The sequence below is a fragment of the Nostoc sp. genome (assembly GCF_036919595.1).
Taxonomy (GTDB): Bacteria; Cyanobacteriota; Cyanobacteriia; order Cyanobacteriales; family Nostocaceae; genus Nostoc.
Window position 1 is genome coordinate 1 of record NZ_JBALCO010000092.1, and the last position, 13,938, is coordinate 13,938.

General features: G+C 41.3%; 13 protein-coding genes and 2 pseudogenes. 3 read left to right on the forward strand and 12 right to left on the reverse strand.

The genetic code is table 11. The annotated features are described in order from the left end of the window. Positions 1–300 precede the first annotated feature (300 nt). The 4 genes from V7K21_RS13195 to V7K21_RS13210 all read right to left on the reverse strand — a co-directional run bounded on the left by V7K21_RS13195 (position 301) and on the right by V7K21_RS13210 (position 3,805). Entirely contained in the window at positions 301–741 is a 441-nt protein-coding gene (locus tag V7K21_RS13195) for an HNH endonuclease (protein WP_335174869.1), read from the reverse strand. Between the two features lie 87 nt (positions 742–828). Next, positions 829–1,032 (reverse strand): hypothetical protein, encoded by a 204-nt coding sequence (locus V7K21_RS13200; protein ID WP_442948877.1) that lies wholly within the window; start codon positions 1,030–1,032, stop codon positions 829–831. A gap of 3 nt (positions 1,033–1,035) precedes the next feature. Further along, positions 1,036–2,076 carry a hypothetical protein gene (locus tag V7K21_RS13205; RefSeq protein ID WP_335174871.1) on the reverse strand — a complete coding sequence of 347 codons (1,041 nt, stop codon included), beginning with the start codon at positions 2,074–2,076 and terminating at the stop codon, positions 1,036–1,038. A gap of 19 nt (positions 2,077–2,095) precedes the next feature. After that, a complete protein-coding gene (locus V7K21_RS13210) occupies positions 2,096–3,805 on the reverse strand; it encodes a DEAD/DEAH box helicase (RefSeq protein ID WP_335174873.1) in 1,710 nt (569 codons plus the stop codon). A 217-nt stretch (positions 3,806–4,022) separates the two neighbouring features. Between V7K21_RS13210 and V7K21_RS13215 the strand changes: the two are divergent. Together V7K21_RS13215 and V7K21_RS30700 are read left to right on the forward strand one after the other, a co-directional pair. Then, positions 4,023–4,792, forward strand: a pseudogene (locus tag V7K21_RS13215) (ParA family protein). After that, positions 4,789–5,742: pseudogene (locus tag V7K21_RS30700) on the forward strand (ParB/RepB/Spo0J family partition protein). Before V7K21_RS13215 ends, V7K21_RS30700 begins: the two co-directional pseudogenes overlap by 4 nt. On the opposite strand, the gene V7K21_RS30705 reads toward V7K21_RS30700, so the two are convergent. Both V7K21_RS30705 and V7K21_RS13230 read right to left on the reverse strand, forming a co-directional pair. Next, entirely contained in the window at positions 5,677–5,991 is a 315-nt protein-coding gene (locus tag V7K21_RS30705; protein WP_442948878.1) for a hypothetical protein, read from the reverse strand. The pseudogene V7K21_RS30700 and the gene V7K21_RS30705 sit on opposite strands and share 66 nt — an antisense overlap. A gap of 207 nt (positions 5,992–6,198) precedes the next feature. Further along, positions 6,199–7,485 carry a TnsA endonuclease N-terminal domain-containing protein gene (locus tag V7K21_RS13230; RefSeq protein ID WP_335174877.1) on the reverse strand — a complete coding sequence of 429 codons (1,287 nt, stop codon included), beginning with the start codon at positions 7,483–7,485 and terminating at the stop codon, positions 6,199–6,201. A 929-nt stretch (positions 7,486–8,414) separates the two neighbouring features. Here V7K21_RS13230 and V7K21_RS13235 point away from each other — a divergent pair. Then, a complete protein-coding gene (locus tag V7K21_RS13235; RefSeq protein WP_335175111.1) occupies positions 8,415–9,347 on the forward strand; it encodes a LysR substrate-binding domain-containing protein in 933 nt (310 codons plus the stop codon). 158 nt (positions 9,348–9,505) lie between these two features. On the opposite strand, the gene V7K21_RS13240 is transcribed toward V7K21_RS13235, so the two are convergent. From V7K21_RS13240 to V7K21_RS13265, 6 genes are all read right to left on the reverse strand, one after another. Next, the gene (locus V7K21_RS13240; RefSeq protein WP_335174879.1) at positions 9,506–11,005 is read right to left on the reverse strand and encodes a YncE family protein; all 1,500 of its coding nucleotides are present in this window, start codon (positions 11,003–11,005) and stop codon (positions 9,506–9,508) included. A gap of 17 nt (positions 11,006–11,022) precedes the next feature. Then, positions 11,023–11,379: a CopM family metallochaperone gene (gene copM, locus V7K21_RS13245; RefSeq protein WP_335174881.1), complete on the reverse strand. Its 357-nt coding sequence runs from the start codon at positions 11,377–11,379 to the stop codon at positions 11,023–11,025. A gap of 300 nt (positions 11,380–11,679) precedes the next feature. After that, complete coding sequence (locus tag V7K21_RS13250) at positions 11,680–11,949, reverse strand: hypothetical protein (protein ID WP_335174883.1); 270 nt, start codon at positions 11,947–11,949, stop codon at positions 11,680–11,682. A gap of 10 nt (positions 11,950–11,959) precedes the next feature. Continuing rightward, the gene (locus V7K21_RS13255; protein WP_335174885.1) at positions 11,960–12,133 is read right to left on the reverse strand and encodes a hypothetical protein; all 174 of its coding nucleotides are present in this window, start codon (positions 12,131–12,133) and stop codon (positions 11,960–11,962) included. Between the two features lie 298 nt (positions 12,134–12,431). Further along, the gene (locus V7K21_RS13260) at positions 12,432–12,725 is read right to left on the reverse strand and encodes a hypothetical protein (RefSeq protein ID WP_335174887.1); all 294 of its coding nucleotides are present in this window, start codon (positions 12,723–12,725) and stop codon (positions 12,432–12,434) included. 64 nt (positions 12,726–12,789) lie between these two features. Beyond that, on the reverse strand, positions 12,790–13,530 hold the full coding sequence (locus V7K21_RS13265; protein ID WP_335174889.1) for an alternative oxidase: 741 nt from the start codon (positions 13,528–13,530) through the stop codon (positions 12,790–12,792). Positions 13,531–13,938 lie beyond the last annotated feature (408 nt).

A 13,938-nucleotide genomic window follows, 5' to 3' on the forward strand; every position in this document is an offset into this window, starting at 1 on the left:
TTGTAGATCCTGATTGCTCATTGTCTGCTCTTACACTTGTACACTCATCCGTATTATCTCGTAATCTTTTTCAAAAATCAAATAGGATTCCTATAGTAATAGTCAGATTCCTAAGAAAAAGCCACGAAAAGGTAAATGAAGTTATGAGGATAAAAAGAGCAATCAAGAATTAGCCAAGATTCGACTTTTAGGTGAGCATGTAAATCGCAAGCTAAAGATATTTAAAATTTTGTCTTTGACTTATAGAAATCGTCAAAAACGATTTAGTTTGCGGTTTAATCTGATTGCTGCTCTCTACAATTATGAGTTGCATCTAGACCATACCCAATCTTCTTGAGCGACTTTTGCAAGAGGTCTATTAATTATTCTGGCTCGGTTGAATGCTAATGCTGCGACTGTGGCGCGTCCTGTAGGTGTCAAGCCGATAATCGAGTGTGTATCTGTTGACCAGATAAAGTGTTCTTGCCAACTATCAGTGCGAGGATTAAATAAGGGTACTTCTGATAATGACTGTTCATCAAAGGCTTTAAGTTTATCGGATTTTTGGCGATTGCAATGAAAACACGCCAAAGCTAAATTATCAATGAAATTAGCACCACCTTTGGTAAGAGGAATTACATGGTCTACAGTGAAGGAAACATATTGCCATTGTTCCGATGCGTGACAATATTCGCACAGAAACTTGGCTCGTTGTCGTACTTGATTTTGAGTAGCTTCACTAATGTAACGATTCGCAGACAAATTTATAGTTTCCTATAATTCACTTTGATTTTGAGTTAGCGATGAATTTCTGATCATCCGATTCACCAAACTCAGATAATCGTCTAATTATTCATATTCATCTAATTCTTTTTCTTCCTCTGAAGTCAGTGTAGATTCTTTTTGCTTAATTAATAAGGCTTCAATTCGCCCCTGTACTAAGCTGGAAGCTCGAAATATTGGCACTCCTTCTACTAGCTCGATGCGGACAGCACCATCTAATGGTAAACTGTTGGGCAAGTGTGACAATTTCATAGGTAAATTGATTGTCATAAATTACTTTATCCAGACTGTGGGTGAGATAATTTTAGCTGACTTGTCATCTAAATAGAAATTGTAAACAGGTTCTCCTGATAATTCACAGCGAAGCGGCTCAAGAATTTTAGTGAACGGATTCCAAACTGCTGTAACAGTCCGTTTTACTTTCTTTCGTTGCAACTCACACTGAATATGTACCGTAGGGAGATGGATAATCATTGCACTGTGCAACCAAGCTTCTACACTCATTGCATAACGCTCTTGGATATCTAACAATTTTCTCTCTAACTCTCTATTAGTAGCTTCAATTCGTGCTAATTCTTTGTCTTTGTCATCACCAATCAATTTTTTTAACTCAATCTTGTTGCGAATTGAGTCGCTAATCGTGTTGTAATAATCCTTGAGTCTTTCTTCATCTCTAGCTCTTGCTCTTGTTAATTTAGCCTGCCAATTATCTAGAGATTTTCCAATCAATATTGCACTTTGATGTTCGATTAACCTCAACAAATCTTCAATTGTCATCGCCAATGGTGTCTCTTGATGCTCCACAGAAATTCTGTCAGACTCCCAAAACAAAGCATCCCCAATTTCTACTGGTGTTACTCCTGTTATTTCATTGATAATGAACGAAACTAAACCAATCCTTTTTTCGGAAGCATTCGCGGTGTAAGCCACATTACACAAGATGTAGCGAGTCATTGATGGTTTAGCATCTAAAAAACGAATTAAGCCATTTTGAGGTGCGAGTCTCTCCAATAAAATTTTCTCAAAGCCTGTGTTTTTCAGATGTCCATCGATTTTAACACCCAACGCACTAATAAGTCCTTTAACAGCTAATAGTTCAGATAGCTTATTCAGGACTTCTGAATGATAGGTGACAAAAACACTTTGGGGTACATCAGCAAGAGTTGTAAAAGTAACTTCTTCTGGGAGCGAAAGCAGCGATGCTATATTTTCAGTCAACAACACATTCAAAATGTGTTCCCCAGCAGGTTCTGCTATTCCATCATGCAGAGAAACAATTTTTTCTAAGGTAGCAATAATTGGGTCTGATAACATATTCAGTCAAATCAATCTCTCAAGCTTCAAAATCTTCGCCAAAAATCTGTTCATCCAGTTCTTGAATTTGCTGATACTGGTTTTTGGCTTTCAACAAATTATCTGCCAATTGCTCGAAGGCTGTATCTAATTCGGGTTTTATTTGATGCTTGAGCCAGATATCCATAACAATTTCACTAAAATCAAATTCATCATCCACATTCCCTAAAATTGTTTCAATCTCTCCGATCACCAGTTCAAACATATTAATTTTGTCATGCAATATCCGCAGAATATACTCTTCGATACTGCCTTTTAGACAAAAGTTAAAAATAAAAACATCCTGGGTTTGTCCAATGCGGTGGATACGACCAATGCGCTGTTCTATTTTCATTGGGTTCCAGGGCAGGTCATAATTAACGATCGCGTTCGCAAACTGAATGTTACGTCCCTCTCCGCCTGTTTCCGATGCTAAGAGTACAGAAACATTATCCCGAAATGCGGCTATAGCCTCATCTTTCTGTTTAAGGGACATCCCACCAGTAAATTCTGCAAAGGGGATATTTGCTGCTTGCAGAGTTTGGGCTAAATAGGTGCTAGTTGCTTTGTGGGTCGTAAAGACCAAGGTTTTCTGGGAAGATTTTGAGAGCATCTCTACCAATACTTTTGCTTTCTCGACCTGCTTCACCTGGGCTGCTCGTCTTGCTAAAGACTTCAGTTCTTCATCGGGTAAGCGAAGAGTCAGTTGCTTGAGAGAGTCAGCCAAAGCACCAGGGGATGAACCAGCACGCATCAACAAATTGGTACGGGAGAGTCTGTCTAGCTTGTCCTCTGAAGAACGTAAATACTCGCTCAAGTCCTGGTAAAGTTTCTCCTCGCCGTCAGCAGGGGTAACGGTAATTGTGGTGGCGAAGCGTTTGGGCAGTTTGACATCTACTAAGGCGCGGGTATTTCGCACCATGACTTCCCGCATCAGGGAGCGCAACTTTTCTGGATTTTTAGGAACTCGCCCATTTCTGGAATCTACGTATTCTTTTTTAAAAGCGGCTTCTGTTTGTAGTAGTCCTGGTTTGAGGAGGGTGAGGAGATTAAACAGTTCAATAAGGGAGTTCTGCACTGGCGTAGCAGTGAGCATGAGGATAAACCGCTTATTGAGGGCATTGACCAGTTTCCAGTTGAGGGTAGTGCGATTTTTCAGGTGGTGGGCTTCATCGACAACAACTAAGTCCCAAGTGCGATCGGTGACGTGGGGATAATGTTTAGCAGACTTAGCCGTGTTTAATGAAGCGATAATTCGCGGATTATTCGTCCAAAATTCGTCTATCGGTTGTTGCGGGTCACGATTATCTGTGGTGATAGTAGCAATATTAAATTTGTCACTTAACTCTGATTGCCACTGTGAAACTAGGGATGCGGGAGTTAACACCAGCATGGACTGTACCATACCCCTTGCTAAGTACTCGGCTATGATTAGTCCCGCCTCAATGGTTTTGCCCAATCCGACTTCATCGGCTAGTAATGCGCGTCCACCCAGTTGTCTAAGTACTTTTCGGGCTGTTTCAATCTGATACCAGTATTTGTCAATAGCAGTTAGTGTGGGCAGGCAAATTAGCTGATCGTAGTCTGCCATTACCGAAAGGTTGAACAGGTCTAAACGCGCTTCGTAGAAGTTTATCGGGTCATATAAACCAGCTTTCAGAGCTTCACTGGCAGTGTCAGAATTGAATTTAAATGTATAGTTTTTCTCCATAATGCACCCCAAAAAGCTACTTTTGACCACCCCACGCACAGCTAATAGCTATCTGACCGGATAGTGACACTGTTAAATCTACATACAATGAAGTTATATAAAATCTACTGCAATTTATATTCTATTAATAAACTTTTTTCATCTGATACACGTAAACTGGAAACTAAAACCGAGTCGGTTGACCAAACCTCAACGTATTTTCTAGGAACAAGAGCCAGTGTCAACTTCTGACCATCTTTGCCGGATTATTGCCGTGTTTAATCAGGCGGGTGGTGTCGCCAAATCAACACTAACCCAAAATTTGGGATACCACTTAGCAAAACGAGAACACCACGTTCTCCTCATCGACATAGACCCCCAAGCGTCCTTGACCAAATTCATGGGGTTAGTGCCATCTCAGTTACAAAAAACCATTGCTGATGCCATTATCGACGAGTAGCCCTTACCGATTCACTTTGGTATTCACGGTATGGACTTGGTTCCAGCAAGTCGAGTCCTAAGTGGAGCCGAATGCAGTTAGTCAGTGCTGCGATGCGCGAGTTGCGCCTTAAGGAAGCTGTTGAATCTGTTCTAAATGAATACGACTTCATTCTTATAGATTGTCCCCCCAGCTTAGGATTGCTTTCTTATATCGCCTTAGTCGCGGCCACACACGTACTCGTTCCCGTTGAAACCCATATAAAAGCCTTTGAGGGAACCGACGAACTTTTACAAACTATTACCCACGTTAAAAATAAAGCTAACCGCAAAATCCAAATAGCAGGGTTTGTTCCCACTCGGTATGCTCAACAGAATTCAGGCGATAAACGCGCATTAGCAGCTATCCAAGCACAACTTTCTGCTTGGGGTCGTATCTTCCCGCCCATTCCCAGAGCCACGGCTTTTGTCGATGCATCAGAAGAACGTGCGCCCCTAGCAGTATTTGACCAAAAACATCCTGTAGTCGCTATCCTTGAAGAAATTGCTTTGGCTTTGGAGGCTTTGTGAACCGACGCAAACAAACAGACAAACCCTTTGGGGGTCAAATTACCACTCCACCCCCTGCACCTTGGTTATCTTCACCGGATGCAGAGTCGCCAGCCGCAACTGAAACTCAAATCAAGCTTTCAGATATAGTTCTGCCCCAACAGCAACCCAGACGATACTTTGACCCAGAAGCATTACTTGAATTAGTCTCGTCAGTCAAACAGCATGGCATCCTCCAACCTCTGTTGGTGCGTCCACTAGGCTCTGGGAAATATGAATTAGTAGCAGGAGAACGACGCTATCGAGCAGCTACAGAGGTGGGACTAGAAAACGTGCCTGTGGTTGTGCGTGAGCTATCGGTAGAGCAAGCTTTTCAGTTGGCTCTAATTGAAAACCTGCAACGATCAGACCTTAACCCCATTGAAGAAACTGAAGGGATTTTGCACCTGTTGGCAATCCGGCTGCATTGCGATTTAGAAGCCGTAAAATCCTTGCTCTACCGAATGAAGAACGCTCACAGTAAAGGTGAGGAGCAATCAAAAGATTCATTAAATGAATCTAGGAGAAACGTTTCTCCTAACTTAGATAATCCGCAATCTCTTGACAACATTTTTGACAATTTATCCGATGAAACCGAATCTAAAAGAAACGTTTCTCCTAAAAAAGAGCAGACGGAATCTCTTTACACCATTTCTCTTCATTTAGATTCTGAGACAGAATCTAGGAGAAACGTTTCTCCTAAAGGGTAGGATGAGCAATCAAAGACGGTACAAGAGGTATTTCAGAGCTTGGGACTGATGAATTGGCTATCGTTCACAACCAAGCGTTTACCGTTGCTCAATCTGCACGAAGAAATTTTAATGGCACTGCGAGAGGGCAAGTTGGAATATACCAAAGCCCAAGCTCTAGCACGGGTAAAAGATGAGGAACTGCGAAAAAAACTCTTGTCCCAAGCAATAGCTAACGATTAATGCGGCTTGAAAATCTTGGCGGTCTTGTTCATTTTGATACAAATAACGCGGAAAATGGATATCCAGTCCCCGCCGGGATGCTTGACCACTTAAATTACGAAAATTGAGCAGTTCGTAAGTCCCAATCAGAATGTGTAGCACTCCCGTAACATTGGTCATGGACTTAATCCAGTCCAACTGGTCTAAAAGCTTACCAGCACTTGCACCAGTCCCAATTTTCATTAAGTGCTGTGCTTCATCCAAAATCACTGCCCGTACATTCAGGGGGCGACAATCGCCTCAAAACCGAGTCAGCTAAAGGTTTAGAAGGTACAGACCCGTTGAAAAATTAGGCTGCTTATTGAGAATGAACCGTGTAGGAGTCGTAGACCAATCTGTAGAGATCAGTTTTGTGGTAAAAAAGAACGGTCTCGTAATTTGACCAAGACCGTCAGAAAAAATGCTGCCTTCATTCTATCAAAAGTTCTTAGAGAAATACCTGAATGAAGCGCAGTTAATCACTCTCTCCATGTTGGTGTGGTTACTCCAAAACCAGAAGCAAGTCAGGATAGAAAGATTAGCCGCGACCCTACCTTTACCTATACAACAAAACAGCCGTAGACGGTTATCTAATAATTTACTTGCATCTGTTGGTGCTTTGGGGAGGCGATTTCCTCTACTATTCGTACGTGGGAGCAACCCAACATAACCGCAACCAAAAGTGGCTTCGGCTTCCCGAAACTGTTTGACCCATCGAGACAAGGTGCTTTGAGGTATGTCCTTATATATGTCTGTGCGGTGCTGGAAATATGCTTGTACTAGATGAAATCTGCGATTTGCTTTTTGTAGATCTGCTCTCGAGGCGGCAACCATCAATTCACCCACTCTTTCATTGATGGTTGCGTGTGTTTCTGAAGTATGAATGTTGATAGTGCCACTGTCAAATAATTGTAGAAAAAATGCTGTGGGCAACTGCATTGGTTGTCCGACTTCGGGTAACAGTGTGGTTGTCGTCTCGCCCAAGTTAACTAAAGTCCAAAGTTGTGCATCCCAGACTAATAAGGTGTTAGGCAAGAGTGTTGTGGGTGAGGTGATTTGTTGATGATGCCCAGTTGTCCCTATTGCTAAATGTGTATGAGCAGCATGAATTTGTTGGTCTGCCCATAGCTGAACTCGCCAATGTTCCACTAGGGGAACTGCATACAAGTCTACGTAGACTTGCTCTGTGGCAATCATGGCATAGATATCGTTGGCACGCACTCTAGGTATGGTTGCAAGTGTGGCGGCAATGGTTGTTCCTGGAGTGGCTTGAACTGAAGACCGTATTTGTTCTGTAATGGAAAGGGGGATATTGGCGGTGAACCTAAAGTAGTCTTCTAAAAACATTAGGTTCTGAGTGAATATAGGATTTAGTTCGGTATCGGTGCGAACATGGTATTTTAGTCCAAATGATGCGGCGTAAGCTTCTCCTGGTGGGCAATGCCAATGACCAGTTTCAGTTTTTTGGTAGCGTGAAGGGTATTTTTGGGCTAGTCGTTTTAATTCGGTTTCGGTTTTCCATCCTTCCCAAGCTGCACCTGTCGTCCGCAGTACGAAGAAGTCTGGGGTATGGTAATGAGCTATTTTTCGTCCGTTTTGTTTTTGGTACTGAATTTTAAATGGCGGTGGTTGGTCGTAGAACTCTAACACCTCTGGATCATGTTCCATTTGATAAATCGCCCACAGTTCTACTGTGTGGCTTTCAAATTGAATGGTTTGACCCATTTTGCGGCTAGGGTAAACTCCACTGACGTTTTTGGCGCGTCCTTGTACTCTGCGAGAAGGTGGGGCAGCGCGAATTGCGGCGATTAGTAAGAGTGTTTGTGCCGTTAGGATTTGTGTAAAAATAACCTGAACAAATTTTATGTATAAGTTAGATTTAGCAAGCTATTCCATATAAATTTTGTACAACTTATTTTTACATGATGCCTTAGTTGCTGTTGCTTACACCAATAATCAAATTCATCGTCTGTCATGAGAGTTTTTCATCCAAGAAAAGAGTGTTTCTCTTGTCATGAGGTAGTTTTAGGCTTTCAGTACGCAATACAAAACTACGGAGTCATGGTTTTAAGTGAAGCATATCTTGGAATTTTGAACCATATTTTGAATTGAAAGTTTAAGTTAGATCAATTTTTTCAGAGATTTTTTGTCCAAGTTTTGTCTCTTTGTGTTTTTTCAACTCATTCTTTAATTATGCTTCAGAACTTCAACTCTATTTCATGATTTGATTCAAAGTTTTATGTTGTGATTGGTGAGAAAGCCTGAAATTGCGTTAACTCTTTCTCGATTTATAATTCCAACTTTTTCCCAAATTATGATTCAAATGACATATATTAAGCAATTTGGCGAGATGCGATAAAAATCATTGTTTTTAGTTATGGAAAACAGCGCAAGTAAGCAAAAATTAAGCAACAATATTTTTTGACTTGCTCTAAAGCTTTGCTGGCAAAGACTTCAGCCAGGAACGACCGCGCACCCTTCTTGCGAGGAATAGGCTATTGGTGAATTAGGGGGTCACGATCACCCCGGATTGAATTTGCACTCAATTTGGGGGAACGAGTGGCACTTTTGTCAGTTTGCGATCGCAACCCCATATAGTTTTATATAAGGACATTTATCATCCGAATAATTTAGCACTTTTACAAATGGCAAGGATGACCATTGACCAGTTACAGATTTTCCTGGCGGTGGCGCAGCACATGCACTTTACTCGCGCCGCAGAGGAGCTTTACATCACTCAACCTTCTGTAAGTGCTGCAATCCAAAGCCTTGAGGAACAGTATGGAGTGAAAGTGTTCAATCGAATTGGTCGTCGCATTGAACTAACCCTTGCTGGCAAGATGCTACAAGTAGAAGCACAAAAAATTTTGACTCAGGTGGAATTAACTGAGCGCGGTTTGCGAGAATTAAATGACTTGAAACGGGGTGAACTCAAGTTAGGTGCAAGCCAAACCATAGGTAATTACTGGCTTCCCCGCTTCATTAGTTTGTTTAAGCAAGAGTATCCTAACATCTCTGTGGATTGTACATTAGGTAACACTACTGAAATTAGTGAAGGAACGGTTACAGGATTGTTTGACCTCAGCCTAGTAGAAGGGGAAGTTGAACCATCGCTTTTAGCTTCTCTAGAACAACAAATTGTCGGCGGAGATTGTCTGCAAATAGTTGTCGGTCAATCTCATCCTTGGTTTGAAAAAATTGCAGTTGAGGTAACAGAATTAACAAACACTGCTTGGGTGATGCGCGAGAAAGGCTCAGGAACCCGTCAGCAGTTTGAGCAAGTGCTAAGACAGTGGGGTATTGAACCAACACTGTTAAATATAATTTTGTTAATGAAAAGCGGTGATATGGTCAAAGCAGCTGTTGAGGATGGGGTAGGAGCAGCAGCGATTTCCAACCTGATTATTACTAAAGAACTACGTCTTGATATGCTTCGTTGTATTAAAGTTACAGGTGTTGCGAGAAACACTAATGATCCAGATCCACTCTCACGACCTTTCTTTTTATTAAAGCATCGAGAACGCTTTCAAACCCGCATCTCCCAAGTGTTTGAGCAACTGCTAGTATCGGCTCAATCTACGGAATAGCTGTAGCCCCCATTCCGCAAGTGCGATCAGAAATGCATAGGGTAACAATTACGAATTACGTTAGCGAGTCTTCTCCCTTGGCGTTAGCCTCTCCCTTTGGGAGAAGGGGAGACGCAATCGAGCGAACGAGCGTCACGAGCGTCATTATCAATTACAAATTATTTTGCCTGAAGCTGAATCTGCACAGGCATTCCCGGAACATTATCCTTCAATGGTACGATTACTAAATACCGACGAGATTGTGCATCTGCATCACCCTTTACAATCTGCCCAATTGGCCCCAGTGTCGTCACAATTGCTGCGCCCGATGGATTAGTTTGGAACTTTGCCAACGACTGTAGTTTGCCATAAGGTTGGCTAGAACGCTCCGCTAATGCCAATTGATACATACTTTTAGGTTGGAGTCCAGTTACTGCTGCTTCTAGTAAATCAATCACGCCTAAGTTGTTAACAGTCACAGTCGTCGCAGGCTTTTTAGCTGATGAACCTGGCGCACCCATTACCAGATGAGCCACCATACCAGACTTGCCCAAAGGCTCTAGATTTGCCAATCCATCTCCAGTAGGAACTGCATTAGTCACATAAACCAGTGCTTGCGAGGATTGACCACTAGGTATTGTAGCGATCGCTCTATTTTTGATAGTATCAATCACAGTCATCTTAGTACCATTTTCTAATGCGACGTAGATCCGAGTGCCATCACCATTCGGCCAAAGACCGTGGGGTAACTCACCTGTCGGGATGGTTGCTACCAGCTTGGGAGTATTCGTCGTTGTAAAAACTTTCACCACATTCTCGCCGCCAATTGTAACGTAGGCGAATTGTCCTTGCTGATTCCTGACGATGTTGACATGGTTGGTGATTGCTCCAGTGTCCAAGGTAGCAATGATATTGAAAGGTGCTTCTGCGTTGAATACTTGAACTTTGCCAGTATCTTTTAATGTGAACCAAATTTGCTTTCCGTCGGGAGTTGCAGCAATATTTGGGCAAAAAGGAGAGGCTTGTTTAACTGTTCCCACAACCTGATGCGACTTGACATTGATGACGCTTGTCTGCGGTGTAAAACTAGAGCAGACAAATCCATATTTACCATCGGGACGAAAAATTGTCATCCCAGGGCCATTACCAATGGTGATGCGTTGTTTTTCTTGATACGTTTGACTGTCTAACACTGAAACATAATCTTCCCCCCGCACCGTTACCCAAACTTCACTACCATCAGGAGTGAAGAAAGCTTCGTGAGGCGATCGCCCAACATAAGTAATGTGCTTAACTTTATTTGTGTGGGTATCAATGAAGGCTACCGAGTTAGAACCTACGGAAACTACCGCCAAGGTGTGATTGTCGGGCGAAAAACCCATCCCATGTACCAGCAATTGACCAGTATACAGGGGACTCAAATTCTCTGGCGCTGTTTTACCTAAACGAATTACTCCTAGCAGTTTATTGGTTTCGGGATTGTATACAGAAATTGTATTAGAGGTTTGGTCAGCCGTGTAAACGCGATCGCGTCCACTAATTGGAATATCTGGTGTAGATGCTGCATAAGGAACTTGCCCTGCTAAGGCTGGTGCCGTTAAACCTAGTAGAATAGCAGATGTGATTGTGGCGATCGCCTTTTGGGGCGCGGTGCTTTGCGCCATCGCTCGATTTTTCATAAAGATATTTTCAAAACTTATTTTGGTGAAGGCGCGGGTGATTGTGGATGCTTGAGCGTCAGCTGCATCAGTTCAATTTCTGATTGTTGAGTGACGATAATTTCTTGCGCTAATCGTCGCAGACGAGGATCTGTACCGTACTGTAATTCAGTTTTTGCCATTTCAATTGCACCTTGATGATGTGGAATCATCATCGTCGCAAAGTCAGTATCTGTATTACCAGTCATTTGCACACGCTCCATAGCAGTGTGCATAGAGGTCATTGCTTTACCAAAAGCTTGATTTGCCGGGATCTGATGGTTCGGCATCATTGACGCTACTGGAATGCCAATTGATAAGGAAAGTAGAAAAGGTGCGGAGTTCAAAAAAGACATATTTTCCTATCTTGTTCTATGGCTTAACAATCTTCAAGGTTTCTTCAGTAATTTGATAGTTACTAGAGACCATCAGTGAGAGTTTAAGATAATCTTACTTTTGTCAATTAGAAATTATGCTGAAAATTTAGGATAAACACAGGTATGAAGTTAACTATTGTACTGAACTTATGCTGCAAGAATGAATCATGCGTATCAAGATTGAGCGATCGCCTGCTCAAAAATTGTGTTTCCGACCCCGATTTCAGCAATATTTTAAGTACTATTGCTTATTGACAAATGCTATTCGAGCTTAACCTCTCACGAATGACCAGAGACAGATTTGTAAACTAAGGTATAGTCAACCGGAATTTTAGTCTTGACATTACTGAATGTAATCAACGCCTTCACTGTCTCTGTTCCCTGAAGAGGTGTAGTGCTTTTCACATTGGTGATAGCAGTTTCCATAGGCGCTTGGGCTTTGATAAACTTCTGCCATACTGCTTGAATCTTGTCTTTACCTTGATATTTTCCTGCTAGAGGCCCACCAACCCATTGCAAGGTTGGGGATTCGCTGTACTGGGACATCACTTTTGTTAAGTCACCTTAGGCGATCGCGCTCCCAATGACTTTGAGCTAAAGTTGTTGTGGGGCTATTAGTAGGGCTACTAGCGATCGTTGGGGATGAAGTTGTGCTTGGTGCAGAACCATACCCGAAATCAGCATTATTTGGTGATTGATTGGAACAAGCCACACTCAAGGTAAGAACAAGCACAAATAAAACTGGGAAAATAGCCGATTTTGAGAAAGCTTTAGTAGAAATAATGAAATCAACCTCTAATGTTTAAAGAACAGGGTAAATTATTGAAAACAGTCTGTATCAAGCCTTTTTAAGAATTACGAATTACGAATTAAGCAATTCTTTGCCACCATAAAAGACTTACTGCCACAGAATATAGAATCCCAAAATAAAACATGAGATTGAATGTGGAAAGCCATTTACCATATTGTCCTTTCATGGCCTGGTTAGCTCTAGTTTGGACATTCATCTTTACTTGTCCTAACACTTCCATTTATCGTAAATAGTCACGCAGACAATTGGTGAAACTATTGAAGCGCCAAAATAAAACAAAAGCAAACCAGTAAATTGATAAAGCCACACCGTGGGAAATAATTGGCGGAACAGGTGAATTTTTAGTTTGCAATGAGAAGCCAAATATGGCAAAGCTGATACTGAAAAAGAAAGTTGTTACATTCCACCAAGTCTTAGTGTGTTCCTGCTCCCGTTCCCAAAGTTTTAAATATAGTTCCTCATTACTTAAACCTATCTGGGAAGCTGACGATTTTAAAGGTTCGATATTGCTCATTATCCTTGCTCCAAGATGATATAAATTAGTAGCAAGTTTAGCAAACAGCGTCCTAAAAATCTCATTATGATATCAACACTTCATCTGCATCGGTAGCTTCAATAATTGATTCAGCCTCCTGATTAATGGCATTAATAGTCTCTTCAGGTAAAAATTTAGCTTCAGGACTATGGGGACTTTTGAAAGTTAACTGTGCGTCAGATTGCTGACAAGCAACCATTGTTTTGATGTGTTCGCCTTCATCATCTCGAATTGCTACATAAACATCGTAGAGATTTTCGATTTTTGGACGACGTTCGGCTAGAGGATGAGAAGTTTGAAATTCATCAAACATGTAAAGGTCGCCATCGCGGTAATAATTAATCGCTACTTGGGGTGCTGGCTGAGTTTTAAGTTCCGTCTCATACTCTTTTAAAAATGCATCGTATGTGTGATATGCGTGTTCTTCTATTAACTGTGTGAAGTAATAAGCAGAGGATGGATAAATAATATACACGAATATCAAAATCCAGTAATAAGTTATGACCCCACTACCTGCAACAAAGCGATCAATCCAATATTGATTACCTCCTAATGACTCAGCAATGAGTAGGTGATGTAGCTCATTCCAAGATTCAGCAAAGTGAATTTTAAGCCAGTCAGATTTTCGCCACCAGCCGAGACTTTCATAAAGGTGAAGGACTGACAAAAAAGCAAAGTAGGGAACTCGCGCTACCGTTTCTAGCACATAAAATCGTGGATATAAACGATTGCGGTAAAAAACGTTCAAGATGAACTCTAAAAAATTAACTAGTAATCGAATCATTTTCCTAAACTCCTTTTAGTTGCATCAATATCTCAATATCAAGGTAAAAATTAGGCTTTCTATTTGGGTAAATTGATTTCAGGCTGTGCAAATTAATGCACAACAATGCAGAGATTGGCTTTAATTGTCATCAACTTTTCACTTTTACCATTTCAGCTTAGATGAATAAAAAAATAGAAACAAACGTTCTTTACTATATAAACAATAGTTTTAGTCTATTGATACTCTAGGTTTATCTGAAACTGTTACATACTCAAACGTTGAGAAGAATTCTGGATGCATTTGTAGGTGACAGAGGAATTATGCATATCTTCGAGAACTGTAGTTTAGCTCTTTTCATCTTCTTGCTTTGAGTAACTTTCATGTCATATTAAATAGTTTAAAACTATCATATAAATAATTAAAAAC